This is a genomic window from Kitasatospora sp. NPDC059160, from assembly GCF_042755465.1.
In the GTDB taxonomy this organism is placed as follows: domain Bacteria; phylum Actinomycetota; class Actinomycetes; order Streptomycetales; family Streptomycetaceae; genus Kitasatospora.
In genome coordinates, this window is the sequence record NZ_JBHZCN010000055.1 from 18,537 (window position 1) to 38,428 (window position 19,892).

At 74.7% G+C, this 19,892-nt stretch carries 18 protein-coding genes and 1 riboswitch; of the genes, 6 read left to right on the forward strand and 12 right to left on the reverse strand.

Features of this window, described 5'->3' with window-relative positions; genetic code table 11:
- Positions 1 to 4 precede the first annotated feature (4 nt).
- Positions 5 to 496 carry a hypothetical protein gene (locus ACFXOZ_RS23395; protein WP_380592437.1) on the reverse strand — a complete coding sequence of 164 codons (492 nt, stop codon included), beginning with the start codon at positions 494 to 496 and terminating at the stop codon, positions 5 to 7.
- Between the two features lie 92 nt (positions 497 to 588).
- Positions 589 to 1,773 carry a sensor histidine kinase gene (locus ACFXOZ_RS23400; protein ID WP_380592439.1) on the reverse strand — a complete coding sequence of 395 codons (1,185 nt, stop codon included), beginning with the start codon at positions 1,771 to 1,773 and terminating at the stop codon, positions 589 to 591.
- Positions 1,774 to 2,068: 295 nt separating this feature from the next.
- Between ACFXOZ_RS23400 and ACFXOZ_RS23405 the strand changes: the two genes are divergently transcribed.
- Positions 2,069 to 2,896, forward strand: a complete 828-nt coding sequence (locus tag ACFXOZ_RS23405) for a (2Fe-2S)-binding protein (protein WP_380526622.1) — start codon at positions 2,069 to 2,071, stop codon at positions 2,894 to 2,896.
- Positions 2,897 to 2,996: 100 nt separating this feature from the next.
- On the opposite strand, the gene ACFXOZ_RS23410 is transcribed toward ACFXOZ_RS23405, so the two are convergent.
- The 5 genes from ACFXOZ_RS23410 to ACFXOZ_RS23430 all read right to left on the reverse strand — a co-directional run bounded on the left by ACFXOZ_RS23410 (position 2,997) and on the right by ACFXOZ_RS23430 (position 9,661).
- Positions 2,997 to 4,061: a hypothetical protein gene (locus ACFXOZ_RS23410; RefSeq protein WP_380592441.1), complete on the reverse strand. Its 1,065-nt coding sequence runs from the start codon at positions 4,059 to 4,061 to the stop codon at positions 2,997 to 2,999.
- Positions 4,062 to 4,226: 165 nt separating this feature from the next.
- Complete coding sequence (locus tag ACFXOZ_RS23415) at positions 4,227 to 5,819, reverse strand: alpha-amylase family glycosyl hydrolase (protein WP_380592443.1); 1,593 nt, start codon at positions 5,817 to 5,819, stop codon at positions 4,227 to 4,229.
- Between the two features lie 175 nt (positions 5,820 to 5,994).
- Positions 5,995 to 6,663, reverse strand: coding sequence for a bifunctional 4-hydroxy-2-oxoglutarate aldolase/2-dehydro-3-deoxy-phosphogluconate aldolase (locus tag ACFXOZ_RS23420; RefSeq protein ID WP_380592445.1), 669 nt, complete (start codon positions 6,661 to 6,663; stop codon positions 5,995 to 5,997).
- A gap of 26 nt (positions 6,664 to 6,689) precedes the next feature.
- Entirely contained in the window at positions 6,690 to 8,324 is a 1,635-nt protein-coding gene (locus ACFXOZ_RS23425; protein ID WP_380592447.1) for an amidohydrolase family protein, read from the reverse strand.
- Complete coding sequence (locus tag ACFXOZ_RS23430) at positions 8,324 to 9,661, reverse strand: amino acid deaminase (RefSeq protein WP_380592449.1); 1,338 nt, start codon at positions 9,659 to 9,661, stop codon at positions 8,324 to 8,326. Before ACFXOZ_RS23430 ends, ACFXOZ_RS23425 begins: the two co-directional genes overlap by 1 nt.
- Before the next feature lie 153 nt (positions 9,662 to 9,814).
- Between ACFXOZ_RS23430 and ACFXOZ_RS23435 the strand changes: the two genes are divergently transcribed.
- The 4 genes from ACFXOZ_RS23435 to ACFXOZ_RS23450 all read left to right on the forward strand — a co-directional run bounded on the left by ACFXOZ_RS23435 (position 9,815) and on the right by ACFXOZ_RS23450 (position 13,155).
- Positions 9,815 to 11,011 (forward strand): sugar kinase, encoded by a 1,197-nt coding sequence (locus tag ACFXOZ_RS23435; protein WP_380592451.1) that lies wholly within the window; start codon positions 9,815 to 9,817, stop codon positions 11,009 to 11,011.
- Positions 11,012 to 11,048: 37 nt separating this feature from the next.
- Entirely contained in the window at positions 11,049 to 11,798 is a 750-nt protein-coding gene (locus ACFXOZ_RS23440; protein WP_380592453.1) for an IclR family transcriptional regulator, read from the forward strand.
- Positions 11,799 to 11,844: 46 nt separating this feature from the next.
- A complete protein-coding gene (locus tag ACFXOZ_RS23445; protein ID WP_375893625.1) occupies positions 11,845 to 12,255 on the forward strand; it encodes a RidA family protein in 411 nt (136 codons plus the stop codon).
- Between the two features lie 174 nt (positions 12,256 to 12,429).
- On the forward strand, positions 12,430 to 13,155 hold the full coding sequence (locus ACFXOZ_RS23450; RefSeq protein WP_380526636.1) for a DUF2470 domain-containing protein: 726 nt from the start codon (positions 12,430 to 12,432) through the stop codon (positions 13,153 to 13,155).
- Between the two features lie 260 nt (positions 13,156 to 13,415).
- Here ACFXOZ_RS23450 and ACFXOZ_RS23455 read toward each other — a convergent pair whose 3' ends face one another.
- The gene (locus ACFXOZ_RS23455) at positions 13,416 to 14,381 is read right to left on the reverse strand and encodes a peptidoglycan DD-metalloendopeptidase family protein (RefSeq protein ID WP_380526637.1); all 966 of its coding nucleotides are present in this window, start codon (positions 14,379 to 14,381) and stop codon (positions 13,416 to 13,418) included.
- Between the two features lie 2 nt (positions 14,382 to 14,383).
- A riboswitch (cyclic di-AMP (ydaO/yuaA leader) is annotated at positions 14,384 to 14,566 on the reverse strand.
- A gap of 312 nt (positions 14,567 to 14,878) precedes the next feature.
- On the opposite strand from ACFXOZ_RS23455, the gene ACFXOZ_RS23460 reads away from it, so the two are divergent.
- On the forward strand, positions 14,879 to 16,420 hold the full coding sequence (locus tag ACFXOZ_RS23460) for an MFS transporter (protein ID WP_380526638.1): 1,542 nt from the start codon (positions 14,879 to 14,881) through the stop codon (positions 16,418 to 16,420).
- Between the two features lie 7 nt (positions 16,421 to 16,427).
- Here the strand turns inward: ACFXOZ_RS23460 and purB are convergent, their stop codons facing one another.
- The 4 genes from purB to ACFXOZ_RS23480 all read right to left on the reverse strand — a co-directional run bounded on the left by purB (position 16,428) and on the right by ACFXOZ_RS23480 (position 19,741).
- A complete protein-coding gene (purB, locus tag ACFXOZ_RS23465) occupies positions 16,428 to 17,858 on the reverse strand; it encodes an adenylosuccinate lyase (RefSeq protein WP_380592455.1) in 1,431 nt (476 codons plus the stop codon).
- Between the two features lie 103 nt (positions 17,859 to 17,961).
- Complete coding sequence (locus ACFXOZ_RS23470) at positions 17,962 to 18,420, reverse strand: MarR family winged helix-turn-helix transcriptional regulator (RefSeq protein WP_375893617.1); 459 nt, start codon at positions 18,418 to 18,420, stop codon at positions 17,962 to 17,964.
- Positions 18,421 to 18,572: 152 nt separating this feature from the next.
- On the reverse strand, positions 18,573 to 18,989 hold the full coding sequence (locus ACFXOZ_RS23475; RefSeq protein ID WP_375893616.1) for a DUF3037 domain-containing protein: 417 nt from the start codon (positions 18,987 to 18,989) through the stop codon (positions 18,573 to 18,575).
- Positions 18,986 to 19,741 carry a HipA family kinase gene (locus ACFXOZ_RS23480; RefSeq protein WP_380592457.1) on the reverse strand — a complete coding sequence of 252 codons (756 nt, stop codon included), beginning with the start codon at positions 19,739 to 19,741 and terminating at the stop codon, positions 18,986 to 18,988. The genes ACFXOZ_RS23475 and ACFXOZ_RS23480 overlap by 4 nt, the downstream gene beginning before the upstream one ends.
- Positions 19,742 to 19,892: the final 151 nt, after the last annotated feature.

A 19,892-nucleotide genomic window follows, 5' to 3' on the forward strand; every position in this document is an offset into this window, starting at 1 on the left:
ACTCCTAGATGTGGGTCCACCCGCCGTTGGCGAGGAGTCCGAGCGGGCCCGCGAGGAGCAGGGCGGCGAACGCCGTCCCCACCCGGCCGCGGTTGCGCCGGCCGGTGAGCAGCAGCATGACGCCGGACGGGAGGGCGAAGACGAACACCGGCAACGGGAGCAGCAGGAACGGCACCGAGCACACGGCCTGGACGCCGAGCTGCAACCAGCCGACCGTGAGGCAGGCACGCCGGAAGCCCGGCTCGCGCGGTACGGCCAGGGGCAGCACCGTCATCCCGAGGAATCCGACGTACAGGCCCCAGAACCAGGCGTTGCCGTCCCCCCACCACACCCCGCCGACGGCCCACGGCACCCAGGCGACACCGGCCAGCGCGACGAGGACGCGCCCACTGGGCCGGACCCGGCCGCGGACCAGGTTGGTACGTGGCTCCCTCGGCCGGTCGGTGAACGCGGCCTCGGCCGCGAAACCGGGCTGCGCCGGCAGTGACCCGCTCATCCCTACCCCCTGAGAACGACCCCGCGGATGATTTGAACGTGTTCAACATAGCGCTCCGACCGTCGCCCGGAAAGCCGGGGGGTACCCCCGCGTCACCGCCCCGGCAGGGTGCAGCACACCTCCCAGCCCGAGGGGCCGGACGGGCCGGCGGTCAGGGTGCCCCCGTGGGCGGCGGCCCGGGCCGTCAGGCCCGCCAGACCGGTACCGCCCGCGCCCGGGCGGCGGCGCAGCCGGGGCCGTCGGGCGGCCGGCCCGCCGGTGTCGCCGACGGTCACCCGCACCGCCCGGCCGTCCGGCTCGGCGGCCACCCGGACCGTCACCGCGGTGGCCTGCGGGGCATGCCGGCGGACGTTGGTCAGGGCCTCCAAGACGACGGCGTACGCGGTGGCCCCGGCCTCGGCGGCGAGCAGTCCGAGCGCCTCCGGGGCGAGCTCCACGGTGGCGCGCGGGCCACCCGTCGTACCGAAGCGCTCCACCAGCTCCGGCAGGTCGGCCAGGCCGACCCGGCGGGTGGTTCCGGCCGCCGCCCGGCCTTCGCGCAGCGCTCCGACCATCTCGTCCATCGAGTCCAGCGCCCGCAGCCCCGCCTCCTCCAGGCGGCGCAACAGGGCGGCCGTCTCCTCCGCCTGCTGGCCCGGGAGCTGGCCGGCCTGGGCCTCCAGCACGATGCCGGTGATCTCGTGGGCGACGAAGTCGTGCAGCCCGCGGGCGACGTCCAGCCGCTGCTCGCGCCGCGCCCGCTCGACGGCGCGCTCCCGCCGGACGTCCAGCACCCGCAGGTAGAGGCTCGCCCCGGCCACCCCGAGCACCGGCAGCAGCGAGAACAGCACGCCGCCCACCGGCCCGGCCGCACCGCCCTGCGGCATCCGGAGCACGAACCGCAACGGGAGCAGCACGGCCGCGAGGGAGACCACCCCGCCGACCGGCCAGGCCCAGCGCTCGGGCAACCGGCGGACGACCCGGTACAGGACGCCCAGCAGCGCGAGCCATTCCAGCGGCAGCCAGAACGCGGGCAGCCGGTACGGCCCCGGGTAGCCCAGGTCGACCAGCAGCGAGACCCCGGCCGCGCCGGCCGCCGCGGCGGCGAGCGTGACGCGGCCGAGCGGCCAGGGCAGCAGCGCCACCGCGGCTGCGAACGCGGCCGTCAGGGCGAGCAGCAGGGCCGCCCCGCGCTCCCCCGGATGAGCGAGCACGACGGGCGCGAGCAGCAGCAGAGCGGTGGCGACGGCGGGCCAACGGCGGCGCCGGGCGGGGCGGGACTGACGGTCGGTGCGCACTCCGCCGAGCCTACGGGCCGCTCTCCCGGGGGAGGCCCGCTCCTCCCCGCGCAGGAGGCGACTCCCCTCCGCAGCGGGAGGTCAGGACGGTTCGGACGGGCCAGACTCGATGCCGTCGGAACAACCCCCGCAACGGAGGACGGATCACCGTGGATCTCCGAGCGCCAGGGCGCGGTAGCGTTCATCCGCACGACCGGCCCGGCCCTCTGGAGAAGCAGATGCACCCCGACCGCCCGATCCCGACCGGGCCGACCGAAGCCGGCACGGGGTTCAACGACCCTACCGGGGAGGGCCGTTGAACCCCGCGCCCGAACAACCGCAACTCGAACAACCGCAACCCGAACAGCCTCGGCCCGACCAGCCTCGGCCCGACCGGCCGCAGGCCGACCGGCAGCAGTCCGACTACGCCCGACTCGCCGCCCTCGGGCCGTACTTCGCCCTCGACACCGCCCCCGACACCGACCCCGCCGGCCCCCCGCCGCCCGGCTTCCGCCCGCTGCCGGAGCTGTACGGCACCGGCCCGGACGCGCCACTCCCCGCCCGGATCCGGGTGGTGGCGCAGCGCCTGGGCACGGCCGAACTCCGGGTCGCCGCCTCGATCCTGCACCTCGGCCTGGCCGCCCGCTTCTGGTCGGTGGGCATCGGCTCGGCCGTCCTGCTGGGGACGGTCCCGACCCTGGACCACGCCTGGGTGCGGATCCCGGACCATGGACCGATCGACCTCTGGACGCCGCCGGAACCGGTCCGCCCGGAGCCCGGGGACCTCGTCGATCAGCTCCACCGATCCGTCCTGATCGGGCAGTTGGAGCCACTGGCCGCAGCAGTGCGCGCCGCCGTGCCGCTCTCGGCACGCCTGCTGCGCGGCAACGCGGCCTCCGCGCTGGCCGGGACGCTCCGGGTACTGAGCCCCCGGGCGTCGCTCCCGGCCCGGGAGTTGGTCACGCGGCTGCTGGACCGTCCGCCCCTGGCGGGCTCCGGCACGCTGCACACCGGCCCGCGCGGGGCCGCGTTCCGCCGGACGAGCTGCTGCCTCTACTACCGGACCGGCCCGGGCGCCGGGCTCTGCGGGGACTGCTGCTTCACCCGGCCGCCGGCCCGGCGGAACCCACCGGAAACCCGCTGAGGCCCGCACCCGGCTTGTCCGGAGCCGGGTGCGGGCCACTTGTTCCCCACCCGGTTCCGATGCCCTCGCACCGGGTGAAGTCCTTTCGGGTGGACGGTCCTCAGACCGCGACCGCCTCCTCCATCTCCTCCTCGGCCTCGGCCGCCGCCTCGGCCCGCGCCGACACCGCGCGGCGCCCGCGGCCCTCGTACGCCGCCGCGGCGACCAGGGCCGCCCCGCCCAGCAGCAGCCAGACCACCAGGGTCAGCACGTGCCCGCCGAGGCCGGCGCCGCCGTCGAAGTACAGGATGTCCCGCGCGCCCTCCAGGTAGCCGGCTCCGGTCCAGAAGCCGTGCAGGGCCCCGAAGAACCCGTTCTGCAGTTCGGGCCGGTAGATGCCGCCGGAGGAGGTGAAGTTGAGCATCACGAACAGCACCATCAGCGCCAGCGTGGTCCACTTCTTCAAGAAGCTGTGCAGGCCGGTGCCGATCAGCACGATGCCCGCGGAGTAGAGCCAGCCGAGCGCCCAGACGGCGGCGTAGTCGTGATCGACCACGTGGAAGAGCGGACCGGCGGTGGCGATCCCGATCACGCTGACCACCAGCGAGACGGCCACGCCCACCAGGGCCCGGGTCCGCATCGGCAGCCCGGCGCCGGCCGCGCCGATCACCGCGACGCTGGCGTAGGAGCCGATGCTCAGCGCGACCAGCAGGAAGAACAGGCCCTGGCCGGTCGGGTCGCCCTCGGCGGGGGTGGTGAGGTCGGTGACGTGCAGCGGGACGCCCTGCCGGTCCGTGACGTTGGTGAACACCGCCGTGGCGGCCACCACCGAGGTGTCGGAGTTGCCCTTGGCCACGATCAGCTCCGGGTTCCGGGCGTCCGGGACGAAGGCGCCGACCAGGTCGCGGTCGCGCAGCAGCTGCTCGGCGGCGGAGCGGTCGGCGACGGTCCGCACGTCCAGTGCGGCACCGGCCTTGCCCTGGACGGTCTGCGCCAGCCCCTGGGCCTGCGGTCCGGCGCCGACCACGGCGACCTTGAGGTGGTGGGGCTCGGGCTGGTGGAAGGCGCCCTGGTAGGCGAGGGCCATGCCGAGGCACATCAGCAGCGGGGTGAGCAGGTGGACGGCGAGGTGCTTGAGCGCGTGCCCCGGGGTGGGCGCCGCGGTGGGGGTCTGGGGTGTGCTCATGGCGTTCGTACCGTCCTCCGGCGATCTCTTCGATGATGGCGGCACATACAACCGATTCGGGTGGCAAATGCAACCATCTATGGATGTAGCTTACAACTATTTGACATCGATAGGAAGCCGGGCCGCCCGGAGCACGGCCCGACGACCGGCAACCGGCAGCCCGGCTCAGCCCAGCTCGAACACCCCGTACGAGAACCCCTCGGCCCGCAGCTCACCGTCCACGACCCGCACCCCCTGCACCTCCAGCGGCCGCACCGCTCCCCCGCCTGGGAGGCCCGCCAGCCGGACCGCCCCCGGCTCCCGGCGCGGGTTCACCGCCACCAGGTACCGCCCGGACCGCACGTACACCAGCGGGTACCCGGCCTGCCGCACCTCCACCCCGCCGCCGGCGCCCAGCCCGGGGTGGGCGCGGCGCAGCGCGATCAGGCGCCGGACGGTGTGGAGCAGCGAGGTCGGGTCGGCGCGCTGGGAGAGCACGTCCGGGCGGTGCGGGTCAGGGTCCGGCGGCAGGTAGCACCGCTCGGGCGCGGCCGTCGAGAATCCGGCCGACGGGCCGGGCGTCCACTGCATCGGGGTCCGCGACCCCGCCCGGTTGAAGCGCGGGCCGAGCACGCTGCCCTCGACGTCCGGCAGTCCGGGCAGGTAGCGCATGCCGATCTCGTCCCCGTAGTACACGGCGGGCAGGGTCGGCCAGGTGAGCAGGAAGGCGAAGGCGGGGGCGAGTTGCTCCCCGGAGCGCGGGGCGGTGGCCAGCCGGGAGAAGTCGTGGTTGGCGGTGGGCAGCACGATGTGCCCGTTGCCCTCGGTGAGTTCGGCGGCGGAGCGCCAGGCGTCCAGGAAGGTCTGCGGGGTGCCGCGCCCCTCGGCCTCGAAGTAGCACGGGCCCTGCTGCCAGAATTCCTCGACCGTCCCGCCGCCGTTGTTCCACAGCGAGCGCAGCGGGAGGCCGTGGTCGTCCCCGCCGAAGTGCAGGAAGAAGTCGGCGTGGAACCCGGCCGCGACGGCGGCGGCCGGTTCGCCCCACTCGGCGAGCAGCGCGGCCTCGGGGTGGGCGCGGTCCAGCCAGTCGCGCAGCTCGGTCCAGAGCTTGGCGGTCTCCACCCGGCCCGGGTCGTCCTTGACCAGCGAGTACGCCATGTCCACCCGGAAGCCGGCCACGCCGAGGCCCAGCCAGTGCGCCATGATGTCGCGCAGTGCCGCCCGGTTGGCGCGTGGGCCCTCGGCGTCCACCGGCTGCCGCCAGGGCTCCGACGAACTCGTGCGCGCGTAGCCGAAGTTGAGGGCGGGCTGACAGTCGAAGAAGTTCGGCCGGTACCAGCCCGGCCGACTCCCGGGCGAGGCGACGAAGCCGTCCACCGGCCGGTCGGACCAGATGTAGCGCTGGTCGGCCGGGTCCTCGGCGGAGGCCAGGAACCAGGGGTGGCGGTCGGAGGTGTGCCCGGCGACCAGGTCCAGCAGGATCCGGATGCCCTTGCCGCGCGCGGCCTCGACCAGCGCGACCAGGTCCTCGGTGCGGCCGTAACGCGGGGCCGGGGTGAGGTAGTCGGTGACGTCGTACCCGGCGTCGCGGAACGGCGAGGCGAAGCAGGGGTTGAGCCAGACGGTGTCCACGCCCAGCCAGGCGAGGTGGTCGAGGTGCTCGGTGATGCCGGTGAGGTCGCCGATGCCGTCGCCGTCGGAGTCCGCGAAGGACTGCGGGTAGATCTGGTAGAGGACGGCGTCGGCCAACCAGTCGGGGCCGGGGCGGGTCGAGGTCATGGGGCGGGTCCTCCTGTCGGGTCCGGGGGCCGCCCGGGCCGGGGGCCGAGGGGCCCGGGGTGGGCCGGGTGCCACCGATTCTCGTCCGATCCCGGCCGTCCCGACAGCCCGCCGCGCACCTTCACCGAACCGCCGCCGGGCCGGCGCCGCGCGGCCCCCGCTCCGCAGGAAGCGGCTACGCCCCCGCCGCGCAGGCCCGGGTGAACGCCCGGGCCCGCCTGGTGATCTCCGCCCAGTCCCCCGCCTCCACCACCGCCGGCGGCACCACGTCCGTCCCCGCGCACACCGCGAGCGCCCCCTGTGCCAGGAACTCGGCCGCGTTGCCCGCGTTCACCCCGCCCGAGGCCACCAACGGCACGTCGGGGTACGGGCCGCGCAGGTCCTTGAAGTAGCCGGGGCCGAACGACCGGGCCGGGAAGATCTTGACGGCGGCCGCCCCCAGGTCGACCGCCCGGGCCACCTCGGTCGGGGTCAGCGCCCCCAGCACCACCGGCACCCCGCGCGCCCGTCCGACCTCGGCGACCTCGGGCCGGCAGCCGGGGGTGACCAGGAAGGAGGCCCCGGCGTCGATCCCCCGCCCGGCCTGCTCGGCGGTCAGCACCGTCCCCACCCCGACCCGCCATCCGGACGCCGAGGCACGCTCCAGGTGGTCCGTCACATCCGGTGTGGTGTAGGTGAATTCGGTGAAGCTGATGCCGCCCTCGGCGAGTGCGGCGCACAGTGCGGCGGCGTCCGGGATCCGGGGTGCGCGGACCACCGCGATCACCGGGTCGTTCCGCAGCTCGGCGAGGGCGTTCGTGCCGTTCACAGCATTCGTGGCGTTCGTGGCGTTCGTGGCGTTCATCGGGCCAGCGTTCATCGGGCCAACATTCATCGGGCCAGCGTTCCTCGATCGGTGCGGCGCAGGGCGCGCCCGGGCCGGGCGCCGGTGGTGCGACCCTGCCGGACGACGGCGGTGCCGTTGACGTACACGTACTGGATCCCCTCGGCGGGCAGCCGGGGTTGCTCGAAGGTGGCGGTGTCCCGGACCCGTTCGGGGTCCAGCAGCACCAGGTCGGCGTGGTGGCCGGGGGCAATCCGGCCGCGCCGGTCCAGCCCCAGCCGGGCGGCGGGCCGGCCGGTCATCCGGGTGATCGCCTGCTCCAGGGTGAGCACGCCCAACTCCCGTCCGTAGTGGCCGAGGTAGCGTGGGAAGGTGCCCCAGGCGCGCGGGTGCGGCCGGGCCCCGACGAGCAGGCCGTCGCTGCCCACGGTGTGGGCGGGGTGGCGCATCACCGCCCGGACGTTCTCCTCGTGCCCGACGTGCTGGAGGACGGTGGTGGCCAACTCGTCGCGGCGCAGCAGGTCGAGGAAGACCTCCGTCCCGCCGGCCCCCCGCTCGGCGGCCAGGTCGGCGACCGTCCGGCCGACCGTCGGCGCGAGGTCGGCCGAGCGGACGCCGGAGATCTGGACGGTCGCCCAGTCGGCGACCACGCCGTGGCAGCCGTCGCTGCCGGTCCGCTCCATCGCGTACCGGATCCGCTCGCACGCGGCCGGGTCGGCGAGCCGCGCCAGGGTGGCGCCGGGGCCGCCCTCGGTGGCCCAACTCGGCAGCAGGGCCGCCAGGGTGGTGGAGCCGGGCAGGTAGGGGTAGCTGTCCAGGGTGAGGTCGACGCCGTCCGCGAGCGCCCGGTCGACCAGGTCCAGGAACTCGCCGGCCCGGCCCCGGTTGACGCCGAAGTTCATCGTGGCGTGGGTCAGGTGCAGCGCGCAGCCGGACCGCCGGGCGATCTCCACCATCTCCGCGTAGCCCTCCAACGCACCTTTCCCGTACGAGCGTTGGTGCGGCGCGTGGAAGCCGCCGTAGGCCGCGACCACGGTGCACAGCGCGGCCAGCTCGGCGGTGTCCGCGTACATCCCGGGGGTGTAGCTGAGCCCGCTGGACATGCCGACCGCGCCGTGCAGCAGGCCCTGCGCCAACACCTGCCGCATCCGGTCGAGTTCGGCCGGGGTGGGCGGGCGGTTGTCCCAGCCCATGGCGAGCATCCGCAGCGAGCCGTGCGGGACCAGGTAGCAGGCGTTGACGGCGACCCGGGTGCGGTCGATCCGGTCCAGGTACCCGCCGACGTCGCGCCAGTCCCAGTCGAAGCCCGCCGGATCGCCGTTCCATCCGGCCAGCTGCCGGCGCAGCGCGGGCAGGGTGGTGTCGTCCACCGGGGCGTAGGACAGGCCGTCCTGGCCGAGCACCTCGCAGGTGACGCCCTGGGTGACCTTGGCCGGGTGCTCGGGTTCGAGCAGCAGGGCGAGGTCGGAGTGGGCGTGCATGTCGATGAAGCCGGGGGCGAGCACCAGGCCGTCGGCGTCCACCACGGTACCCCCGCCGAGGCCCGCGCCGATCTCGGTGATCACGCCGTCGGCGATCCGCACGTCCGCCCGGTAGCGGTCGGCGCCCGTCCCGTCGACGACCGTGGCCCCCTTGAAGACGGTCGCCCCCGGGAAGGCAGTGGTTCTCTCCCCCGCCGCCATCAGAAGAACGTCCTGATCAGCCCGGTGACCTGCGGCTCGGCCGCGTCCGCGCGGTCCAGCACCGGGATCGCGGTCCACTTGTCGAAGGCCGTGCACGGGTGCGAGACGCCGAGCCGCAGCACCGCGCCGACCGGTGCGAGGTCGCCCGCGTCGCGGAGGTAGGCGTGCTGGTCGTTGAGCGCGGTGATCCGGGCGGCCGTGCCGGTCAACGCCGCACCGCCACGCACCAGTTGCGGCTCGGGCAGGCCCTCGTCGAAGGGCAGGTCGCGCTTGCCCGCGTCCAGCAGCGCGAGTTGGGGCTCGGGCCGGGAGGCCACCCGGGCCCAGCCGTGCAGCGCAGCGCGGAACGGGGTCGGCCCGCCGCCCCGGGCGAGCGGGGAGATGCCCCGGTAGAAGCCGTCGTCGTGGGCGATGTACGCACCCGAGCGGAGCACCACCAGCGCCTCCGGCAGGGCGGCCAACTCCTCGGCCACCAGGTCGAAGTAGGCGCTTCCGCCGGCTGACACCACCGGTGGCGCGCCGTCCGGGTAGGCCCCGGCGAGCCGGCCGTGCAGTTCGCCGAGCGCGTTCAGGTAGCCGCGGACGGCGGCCAGCCCTTCGGCGGTGGCGTCGTGCGCGAGGGCGCCCTCGTACCCGCCGACGCCGGCCAACCGCAGGGTGGGGGCGCGCAGCACGGCGGCGGCGACCTCGACGGCGGCGTCCAGGCCGCGCACGCCGGTCCGCCCGCCCGGGCCGCCGAGTTCGACCAGCACCTCGACCGGCCGCTCGGCCCCGGCGGCGCGCAGCGCCTCGTCCATCAGCCGTACGCCCTCGGTGGAGTCGGTCCAGCAGAGGAAGCCGAAGCCCGGGTCGGCGGTCAGTTCGGCGGCGAGCCAGGCGAGTCCGGCCGGGTCGAGCAGGGTGTTGGCGAGCAGGATCCGCTGGACGCCGAAGGCGCGGGCGACCCGCACCTGGGGCAGGTTGGCGAGGGTGATCCCGTGGCTGCCGGCGGCGAGTTGGGCCTGCCAGAGCTGGGGCGCCATGGTGGTCTTGCCGTGCGGGGCGAGCGCGACGCCCGCCTCGGCGCACCAGTCGGCCATGCTACGGACGTTGTGGTCGAGCGCGGCGCCGTCGAGGGTGAGCAGCGGGGTGCCGAGGGAGGAGAGGGTCGGTCCGGTGGCGAGCCAGTCGCGCGTGGTGCGGCCCCAGCTCTCCGGCGGGGCGGCCTTGAACCGCCAGTCGAGGGTCTCGTCGGCCAGCGCCGCGACCGCCCCCTCGGCGATGCCGGGCCCGTCCGCACCGCTCGCGAAGGCGCCACTGCCCGCGAGGGTGCCACGGCCCGCGAAAGTCTGCTCCACCGTCTTCCTCCATCCACCATGTTGCAACATGTGCAACGAGGGTTGCACATGTTGGCAACACGGTTCTAGCATCGGCGCCGGATCACGGTCAACGGAGTCGAACCCCACCGTCAGAGGTCGACACACCGCCGCCGCAGACGAGGAGCCCAGCAGATGCCGCCACAGGACCACCCGGGGCCGGACCGCCCCGGCCCTCCCCCGACGGCCGTGTGCGTGGGCGAGTCGATGGCCGTGCTCCTGCCCGACCGCCCCGGCCCGCTGGAGTCCGTGGACACCTTCCGGCTGTCCGTCGGCGGCGCCGAGTCCAACGTCGCCGGGGCCCTGGCCGCGCTCGGCGTGCCGACCGCCTGGATCAGCCGGGTCGGCGACGACGGCTTCGGCCGCCGCCTGCTCGCCGAGGTCGCCGCCCGCGGCGTGGACGTCTCCGGCGTCACCGTCGACCCGCACCGCCCGACCGGCCTCTACCTCAAGGAGGTCGGCGGCACCACCGGCCACCGGCACGACCTCGGCCCCGGCCGCAGCCGGCTGCACTACCACCGGCGCGGCTCCGCGGCCGCCGCCCTCTCCCCCGCGCTGCTCACCGACCCGGCCGCCGCCGGCCTGCTGGCCGGCGCCCGCCTGCTGCACCTGTCCGGCATCACCGCCGCGCTCTCCGACGACTGCCTGGCCCTGCTGCGCGCCCTGCTTGCCGACCGCCGCCCGGGGCGGCTGGTCAGCTTCGACCTCAACTGGCGCCCAGCGCTCTGGCGGGACCGCGACCCGGCCGTGCTGCCGCCGCTGCTAGACGCCGCCGATCTGCTGCTGCTCGGCGCCGACGAGGCCCGGGCCGCCTTCGGCACCGACGAGCCCGCCGCGCTGCGCCGCCGCTTCCCCGCACCCGCCACCGTGGTGGTCAAGGACGCCGCCCGACTGGTCACCGCGCTGGACCGGGACGGCACGGCCGTCGCCGAACCGGCCCTGACCGTCGAGGTGGTGGAGGCGACCGGCGCGGGCGACGCCTTCGCCGCCGGCTACCTGGCCGGCACCCTCCACGCCCTGGACCAGCGCCGCCGGCTGCGGCTGGGCCACCTGAGCGCGGCCTGCGCGCTGACCGCGCACGGCGACCAGGCCGAACTGCCGCCGGCCCCGGTGCTGACCGCCCTGCTCGACGCCTCCCCCGCCGACTGGGCCGCCACCCGGGTCAGCGCCGAGGGCATCGACTCCCCGGCCCTGCCCGCCGCCCGCCCCTGGCGGCGGACCGGCGCGGACGCACCGGCCCTGACAGCGACCCAGGAGGCGGCCCAGGCGGTGGCCGGGGCGGCGACCCAGGCGGCCGCCGGGGCGCGCGCCGACCGGGCCCGGGCACAATGAGCACCGACCCCCGCCACCCGACCGGAGCACGAGCCCGATGAGTCAGACCGTCACCCGCGCCCTGCGCATCCTCGCCGAACTCGGCGAGGGCGAGCGCTCCCTCGACCAGTTGGCCGAGGTCCTCGGCGTGCACAAGACCACCGTGCTCCGGCTGCTCCAGAGCCTGGAGGAGGAACGGTTCGTCTACCGCGACGCGGCCTACCGCTACCACCTCGGCGCCGGCCTGTTCGCCCTGTCCGGCCTCGCCCTGGAGCAGCGCGGCATCCGCCGGATCGCCGCCCCGCACCTCGCCGAGCTGAACTCCACCACCGGCCAGACCGTGCACCTGGCGGCCTACGAGGGCGGCGAGGTGGTCTACATCGACAAGTTCGACTCCCGCCACCCGGTCAGGATGTACTCCCGGATCGGCCTGCGCGCCGCCCTGCACAGCGCCGCCGTCTCCAAGGTCCTGCTGGCCGACCTCCCGCTGCCCGAGCGCCGCCGGGTGGTGGCCGGGATCGACTTCACCCCGCACACCGAACGCACCCTCACCACGCCCGAGGCGCTGCTCGCCGAGCTGGAGAAGGTCGCGGTCCAGGGCTGGGCGCAGGACCACGCCGAGCACGAGGCCTTCATCAACTGCGTCGCCGCCCCGATCCGGGACGCCAGCGGCCGGGTGGTCGCCGCCGCCTCCATCTCCGTCCCGGACGTCCTCCTCCCGTACGAGCAGGTGCTGGACCTGCTCCCGCAGCTGCTCGCGACCGCCCGGGCGGTCTCGGCCGACTGCGGCCGTCCCGACCACAACTGACGAACCGTCATCGCACCGTCCCCGACCGCAAGGAGCCCCGACCCCGATGTCCTCCGACAAGACCGAGATCCGCACCGACGGCGCCCCGGCCCCGGCCTGGATGTTCTCCCAGGGCGTCCGCAAGGGCCCGATCCTCCAGGTCTCCGGCCAGGGCCCGCAGGATCCGGCGACCGGCGAGTACCTCCACCACGGCGACGTGAAGGCGCAGACCCGCCGCACCCTGGAGAACGTCAAGGCCATCGTCGAGGCCGGCGGCGCCACCATCGAGGACGTGGTGATGTTCCGCGTCTACCTCACCAAGCGCGCCGACTTCCCGCTGATGAACGAGGTCTACGCCGAGTTCATCGAGGAGAACGTCAAGCCCGGCGGGGTGAAGCCGTGCCGCACCACGATCTTCGTCGAACTGCCGCAGGAGCCGATGCTGGTGGAGATCGACGCCCAGGCCGTCATCGGCTGACCACCTGACAGCCCGACCCGACGCCACGACACCCCGAGGGCCCGGACGCCACCAACGCGTCCGGGCCCTCGGCGCATCCCCACCCCGCCACGCCGCCGCACCACCGCCCGCCCACTTGCCACACCTCCAGGGGGACATTAGGTTAGCCTCACCTAACCAACAGGAGGTCCGTTCATGAGCATCACCGCCGGTGACGCCGAGGTGCCCGAGCCCACCACCGCCGAGCGGGTCCGCAGCCTGCTCAGCGCGACCTCCTCGCTCACCGTCCGCGCCCTCGGCGAGCACCACGACCTGGACACCCCGGTCTCCGTCCACGGCTCCCGGCTGCGCCTGCGCGCCCCGCTGGACGCCCCGCTCGTCGCGGCCCTCGCCGGCGCCACCGCCACCGACGGCCTGGCCGTCGTGCTCGACGTCACCGACGTCTCCCCCGTGGCGGTCCGCGACCGCATCCGCGGCCGGCTCACCCTGGCCGGCCGGCTGCACCTGGCCCACCTCGCCGACGACGGCCTCAGCGTCCACCTGCGGGTCGACGTCGCCCACGCCGTCCTCGCCACCCCGTACGGCACCGGCGCGCTCACCGCCGCCGACCTCTCCCTCGCCGCCCCCGACCCGCTGGCCCGTCACGAGGCCGCCCTGCTCACCCACCTGGCCGACGACCACGCCGACGCCCTCGACCTGCTCACCCGGCTGCTCGACCCGGCACTGCTCACCCACGGCCCGGCCGTCCGCCCGCTCGCCCTGGACCGCCACGGCCTGGTACTGCGCCTGGACCACTCGCACGGCCACCGCGACGTCCGCCTGGTCTTCCCCGAACCCGCCCGCGACACCGAGGACTTCGGCCACCGGATGCACGACCTGATGGCCGCCGCCGAACACGGCCTCCCGGCCCGCCGCCCCTGACCGCCGCCGCAGTCGGCGCAGTCAGCGCGAATACGAGACGTACCCGTGGACCACGACGACCGAGCGGAGAACGGCAGCGGCCGGCCCGGCCGTACGAGAGGTTGTCCCGTACGGCCGGGCCGGCCTTGGGCGTGTCCCGCGCCCAGGTCCACCGGTGCGGCGATCACCCGGTCGAGCGGTCACCCGACATGACCATCCCGGGCGTCGATTCGCCCCGCACCAGCGGTGGTTCACACGTTCCTGCGGAAGGCCCCGGAGGGTCAGAGCGCGACGCCGTGCGCCCGCAGGTAGGCGACCGGGTCGATGTCCGAGCCGTACTCGGAACCGGTACGGATCTCGAAGTGCAGGTGCGGGCCGGTCACGTTGCCGGTCGCACCGGAGAGGCCGAGCTGCTGGCCGGCGGTGACGGTCTGACCGACGCTCACGCCGATCGAGGACAGGTGCGCGTACTGGGCGTACTTGCCGTCGGCGAGCTTGATCTCGACCTCGTTGCCGTAGGCGCCGTCGCTGCCGGCCTTCACCACGACACCGTTGGCGACGGCGCGCAGCGGGGTGCCGGTGGAGGCGACGAAGTCCTGGCCGGTGTGGTGGCCGGAGGCCCACATCGAGCCGGCCACGCCGTAGGCCTCGCCCAGCACGGGGTTGGCGAGCGGGGCGACGTAGCCGGAGGTGGCGGCGACCGGGGCCGCGGTCACGGCCTGGGCCGGGGCGGCGGTCTGAACCTGGGTCTGCACCTGGGCGCCGGGCTTGGCAGCCTCGGTCCGGACCTGCACCTGGGAGTCCGCGGCAGCGGAGGTGTCCTGGGTGACCGGCGCGGCGGACTTCGCCGGAGCGGCCGGCTTGGCCGGGGCGGCGGGCTTCGCCGGAGCGGCGGCGTGACCGGCGAGGGCCAGCTGCTGACCGGGGAAGATCAGGTTCGGGTCGGCGCCGACCACCGAGCGGTTCTGCTCGTACAGCGCGTGCCAGCCGCCCTCGACGTTCTTGGCGTCGGCGATCTTCGACAGGGTGTCACCGCTGACGACGCGGTAGCTCTGCTGGGCGGCCGGGGCGGCAGCCGGAGCGGCGGCCCCGGAAGCGGCCGGGGCGGTGGTGGCCGCCGGGGCGGTGTGCGCCTGGGCGCTCATCGCGGTCACGAGCGGCAGGACGAACGAGGCCCCGGTGACGGCGGTGGCGATGCCGATGCGGGCGGCACGGGGCAGGGCGATACGACGAGCCTGTGCAGGCATGGAATTTTCCTCTCCGACGCCTGCGAGGTGAGCTGTCGGGTTCGGGCTGGAGTTGCCCGGCCGCATGTGCGGCTTCACCCCAAGCCGGCCCTGGTGGTCCGCGCCCGAAAAGGCGCGAACTCCGGTCCGGCGACTTACCTGTGGGTCCCCCGCTCCTGCCGTACAGAGTTCGGTGCGAGCCACCGGGCAGCGGCAGGACTCGGCGTTCCACCCGGTGGATCCGTCCGGACTGGCCGGGCGGTCGCTGAACTAAAACTCATCCGTTCGGGTGAAGCAATGTCGATCTCTTGAATCGGCAACAACCCCCGCAGCCCCGTCACCCTCCGAATGATCCCTTGCACGCTCCGTGCACGATCCATTCACCCGGCGCCACTGATCCACCACCCTGCGCCGCCGGGACCACCCCCGTGCGACCGTCCGTTCACGCACCGCCACCGACCGACACACCACCCGGTGACCCTTGTCACGTACACCCCGGCGGGCGCAGGATTCGGCCCGTGGCCACCTCTCAAGCCGGCACTCTGCGCCTGGGCACCGCGCAGGGCCGCTGGGTACTCCTCGCGACAGTGCTCGGCTCCAGCATGGCGATGCTCGACGGCACCGTCGTCAACGTCGCCCTGCCCCGGATCGGCGCCGACCTCGGCGCCTCCCTCGCCTCCCTGCAATGGACCCTGAACGCCTATCTGCTCACCCTGGCCGGCCTGATCCTGCTCGGCGGCGCCCTCGGCGACCGCTACGGACGGCGCCGGGTCTTCCTGATCGGCGTGGTCTGGTTCGCCGTCGCCTCCGCGGCCTGCGCCGCGGCCCCGACCATCCACGTGCTGATCGCCGCCCGCGCCGTCCAGGGCATCGGCGGCGCGCTGCTCACCCCGGGCTCGCTGGCCATGCTCCAGGCGGTCTTCCACCCGGACGACCGCTCGGCGGCGGTCGGCCTCTGGTCCGGCCTGGGCGGGGTGTCGGCGGCCGTCGGCCCCTTCCTCGGCGGCTGGCTGGTGGACGGCCCGGGCTGGCGCTGGATCTTCCTGCTGAACCTGCCGCTGGCCGCCGCCGTGATCGCGGTGACCTCCCGTTACGTCCCGGAGAGCCGGGACGAGTCCGCCGCCGGCCGCTTCGACGTGCCCGGCGCCCTGCTCGCCGCCCTCGCGCTCGGCGCCGTCACCTACGCGCTCACCGCCGCCGGGGAGGGACTGTCCCCCGCCGTCTGGGTCACCGGTGCGATCGGCCTGCTGCTGGCCGCCGCCTTCGTGGCCGTCGAGCGGCGCACGCCCGACCCGATGCTGCCGCTCGGCCTGTTCTCCTCCCGGCTCTTCACCGCCGTGAACCTGGTCACCCTCTGCGTCTACGCGGCGTTCAGCGGGGTCTTCTTCCTGCTGGTGGTGCAGCTGCAGATCGTCTCGGGCTTCTCCCCGCTGGTCTCCGGCTTCGCCCTGGTGCCGATCACGGTGCTGATGCTGACCCTGTCCGCGCGCGCCGGGCGGCTCGGCAAGCGGATCGGCCCGCGCGTCCCGCTCACCGTCGGCCCGCTGCTGTGCGCCGCCGGGGTGCTGCTGATGCTGCGCACCGGCCCCGGCTCCTCCTACTGGGCGGACGTGCTGCCCGCGGTCGCGGTGATGGGCTCCGGGATGACGCTGCTGGTCGCCCCGCTGACCGCCACCGTGCTGGCCGCCGTCGAGGTGCGGCACGCGGGCATCGCCAGCGGCGTCAACAACGCCGCCGCCCGCGCGGCGGGCCTGCTCGCGGTCGCCGCCCTGCCGGCCCTGGCCGGACTGAGCGGCGACGCCTACCGGGTGCCCTCCGCGGTGGACTCCGCCTTCCACACCGCGATGCTGATCTGCGCGGGGCTGCTGGCCGCCGGCGGGCTGATCGCCTTCGCCACCGTCCGGGGCAATGTGCTGGCGCCGGAGGAGGAGCACCCGGTGGCCGAGCCGAACTGCGACTGGCCCTGCGCCACCACCACCCCGCCGCTCGACCCGGGCCGCCCCCGGACGCGCGAGGGCCCCGCCACCGGAACGGCGGCAGGGCCCTCGTCAGAGAACTGACTCCTCGTCAGAGGATGTCGCCGGGGGCGTACTTGGCCGCCTCCGGGTAGGCCGCCGCGACGGCCTCCACCTGTCGGACGACCTCGGCGACCTGCGCCCCGGCCGCACCGGTGAAGGACAGCCGGTCGGCGAGCAGCGCGTCCAGCCCGGCCCGGTCCAGCGGGATCCGCTCGTCGGCGGCGAGGCGGTCCAGCAGCTCGTTCTCCCGGGCGCCGGCGCGCATCGCCAGCGCCGAGGCGACGGCGTGCTCCTTGATGACCTCGTGGCCGGTCTCCCGGCCGACGCCCGCACGCACCGCGCCCATCAGCACCTTGGTGGTGGCCAGGAACGGCAGGTAGCGGTCCAGCTCGGCCTCGATCACGGCCGGGAAGGCGCCGAACTCGTCCAGGACGGTGAGGAAGGTCTCCAGCAGGCCGTCGAAGGCGAAGAAGGCGTCCGGCAGCGCGACCCGGCGCACCACGGAGCAGGAGACGTCGCCCTCGTTCCACTGGTCGCCGGCCAGCTCGCCGGTCATCGACGCGTAACCGCGCAGGATGACCGCCAGGCCGTTGACGCGCTCGCAGGAGCGGGTGTTCATCTTGTGCGGCATCGCGGAGGAGCCGACCTGGCCCTCCTTGAAGCCCTCCGTGACCAGCTCGTGGCCGGCCATCAGGCGGATGGTCTTGGCCAGGCTGGACGGCGCGGCGGCCAGCTGGACGAGGGCGGTGAGCACCTCGAAGTCCAGCGAGCGCGGGTAGACCTGGCCGACGCTGGTCAGCACGTGGTCGAAGCCGAGGTGGCCGGCGACCCGGCGCTCCAGCTCGGCCAGCTTCTCGGTGTCGCCGCCGAGCAGGTCCAGCATGTCCTGGGCGGTGCCGACCGGGCCCTTGATCCCGCGCAGCGGGTAGCGGGCGATCAGCTCCTCCAGACGGCGGAAGGCGACCAGCAGCTCGTCGGTGATCGACGCGAAGCGCTTGCCCAGGGTGGTGGCCTGCGCGGCCACGTTGTGCGAACGGCCGGCCATGACCAGCTCGGAGTGCTGGGCGGACAGCTTGGCCAGGCGCACCAGGACGGCGACCGTACGGTCCCGGACGTGCTCCAGGGACTGGCGGATCTGCAGCTGCTCGACGTTCTCGGTCAGGTCCCGGGACGTCATGCCCTTGTGGATCTGCTCGTGGCCGGCGAGCTCGCTGAACTCCTCGATCCGGGCCTTCACGTCGTGGCGGGTGACCCGCTCACGGGCGGCGATCGAGCCGAGGTCGACCTGGTCGACCACCCGCTCGTAGTCGGCGACGGCATCCGCGGGCACCTCGACACCGAGGTCCTGCTGGGCCTTCAGGACGGCGAGCCACAGGTGGCGCTCGAGGACCACCTTGTGCTCGGGGGACCACAGCTGGGCCAGGGTCGCCGAGGCGTACCGGGAGGCCAGGACATTGGGGATCTGGGGCTTCGCGCTCACGCTTCGCAAGCCTAACAGCCGAGGTCACGCCGAACGTCGGCGGATGGCGCGAGGCCGCACCGACCCGGCCGGCGGGCCCGACCGGCGGGCCCGGTGGCCGCCGCTACTGCGGCGCGGCGCCCGTCCGGCCGGCCAGCACCGGGAGGACCTGCCCGCAGATCGAGTGCAGGGCGATCCGCTGCTCGTCGGTCATCGCCGAGAAGGCCTGGTGGGTTCGGGCCATCTCGCCGCGGATCCGGTTGAGGATCTCCCGGCCCTCGGCCGTGATCACCACGATCTTCACCCGGCGGTCACCGGCGGCCGCCTCCCGGTTGGCCAGGCCCAGCGTCTCCAGCCGGTCCACGATCCCGGTCACGTTCGACGCGTCGCAGCCCAGTCGCCCGGCCAGCGCGCGCATCGGCACCGGCTCCTGCACCGAGCCCAGCGCCTTGGCCTGGGAGGAGGACAGCCCGTGCCGGGCCGCGGCGGCCGCGAAGTCCTGGAAGTACGCGGCACCGACGGCGGCCAACGCCTCCATCAGCTCGGCGTTGGTCGGTACGGTCGTCGTCGAGATCGAACCCATGGGGTCAGCGTACGGCTGAGTGCTTCACTAACTCAAGCTTTGACCACGGCAAACGTCGGCGAGCCGCCTCACAGTACCCCCGTTCGGGGCACGAGGGACAGGAGGGACGGAGACGCGGGAGGCGCAGCAGGGCCGGGCCCGGAGCGGCGGGGTCAGAGCACCAGCTGGTCGAACAGCCGCCGCAGCTCGACCTCCGGGTCCGCGGTCAGCCCGGTGTGCACCGGCCCCGGCTGGACGACCGCGCTGCGCGGCGCCGTCAGCCAGCGGAACCGCTGCCCGGGGCTGTCCGAGGCCGCCGGACCGGCCTGCGGCCCGCCCAGGCAGACCGCCTCGATCCCCTGCAACGCCCGGCGCACCCCCTGCACGTCCGCGACCGGGTCCAGCGCCAGCAGCCGGGCCTGGTCCAGGTGGGTCCGCGCGGCCAGGTGGGCGCTCTGCCGGCAGTACAGCAGCACCCCGACGTTCACGCACTCACCCCGCTCGACCCGCGGCACCGCCCGGATCACGGCGTACTCGTAGTCGTGCAGCTCCACGACGGCCGGCAGCGCGGCCGACAGCGGCCCGGTCATGCGGACACCTCCGGCAGCCAGTCCCGCGGACCGGCCAGTCGCCCGGTCAGCTGGGCGCGGTACGCGGCGCGTACGTCCTCGGGCGAGTCGAAGCCGAACTCGTCCACCAGCCACACCTCGGGGATCTGCGCCACCGCCGCCTCGACGGCCTCCTCCGCGATCGGCGCGAGCGCCTTGTCCGCCGCCGCCAGGTCCGGCCGGGCGCGCAGCAGCGCGTGGTCGGAGGCGTCGTACGGGCGGCGCACCCAGGCCGCGGCGCCGGGCCAGTTGTGGTGGAAGATCAGGCTCGCGCCGTGGTCGATCAGGCGCAGCCCGCCGGTCGCCACCAGCAGGTTGGGGTTGCGCCAGGACCGGTCGACGTTGCCGATCAGCGCGTCGAACCAGAGCACCTGCCCGGCCAGTTCGGGGTCCACCTCGAAGCAGAGCGGGTCGAAGTTCAGCGCCCCGCTGACGAAGGCCATCCCGAGGTTGGTCCCGCCGCTGGCCCGCATCTGGTCCTGGACCTGGTGGTCCGGCTCGCTGCGCGCGAGCACCGGATCCAGGTCGACGGTCACCAGCTCCGGCACCGGCAGCCCCAGCCGCCGCCCCAGCTCGCCGGCCAGCACCTCCGCGACCAGCGCCTTCCGGCCCTGCGCGGCGCCGATCCATTTCAGCGCGTACAGCCGCCGGTCGTCGGCCTCGACCAGGCCCGGCATCGAGCCGCCTTCTCGCAGTGGCGTCACGTACCGGATCGCCGTCACCTCGGGGAGCACGCCCGACAGCCTATCGGTGCCCCGCCCCGCCCCGGCCCCCGACAGGAGCCCCTCTTCAGGAACCCCTCTTCCCCCTCCTCCCCCCTGCGCCCCATCCCGGTGGCAGCCCCCGCTGCTCCGTGCGAGTGTGGCGGACAGTAATGGGGGCCTT

Bases quoted from the DNA above. Each gene is read 5' to 3' on its own strand.
- ACFXOZ_RS23470 (WP_375893617.1), bottom strand. From the start codon at position 18,420: ATGGGTTCGATCTCGACGACGACCGTACCGACCAACGCCGAGCTGATG.
- ACFXOZ_RS23415 (WP_380592443.1), bottom strand. From the start codon at position 5,819: ATGACCTCGACCCGCCCCGGCCCCGACTGGTTGGCCGACGCCGTCCTC.
- ACFXOZ_RS23475 (WP_375893616.1), bottom strand. From the start codon at position 18,989: ATGACCGGGCCGCTGTCGGCCGCGCTGCCGGCCGTCGTGGAGCTGCAC.
- ACFXOZ_RS23445 (WP_375893625.1), top strand. From the start codon at position 11,845: ATGTCCTCCGACAAGACCGAGATCCGCACCGACGGCGCCCCGGCCCCG.
- ACFXOZ_RS23395 (WP_380592437.1), bottom strand. From the start codon at position 496: ATGAGCGGGTCACTGCCGGCGCAGCCCGGTTTCGCGGCCGAGGCCGCG.
- ACFXOZ_RS23410 (WP_380592441.1), bottom strand. From the start codon at position 4,061: ATGAGCACACCCCAGACCCCCACCGCGGCGCCCACCCCGGGGCACGCG.
- ACFXOZ_RS23435 (WP_380592451.1), top strand. From the start codon at position 9,815: ATGCCGCCACAGGACCACCCGGGGCCGGACCGCCCCGGCCCTCCCCCG.
- ACFXOZ_RS23450 (WP_380526636.1), top strand. From the start codon at position 12,430: ATGAGCATCACCGCCGGTGACGCCGAGGTGCCCGAGCCCACCACCGCC.
- ACFXOZ_RS23455 (WP_380526637.1), bottom strand. From the start codon at position 14,381: ATGCCTGCACAGGCTCGTCGTATCGCCCTGCCCCGTGCCGCCCGCATC.
- ACFXOZ_RS23420 (WP_380592445.1), bottom strand. From the start codon at position 6,663: ATGAACGCCACGAACGCCACGAACGCCACGAATGCTGTGAACGGCACG.
- ACFXOZ_RS23440 (WP_380592453.1), top strand. From the start codon at position 11,049: ATGAGTCAGACCGTCACCCGCGCCCTGCGCATCCTCGCCGAACTCGGC.
- ACFXOZ_RS23425 (WP_380592447.1), bottom strand. From the start codon at position 8,324: ATGGCGGCGGGGGAGAGAACCACTGCCTTCCCGGGGGCGACCGTCTTC.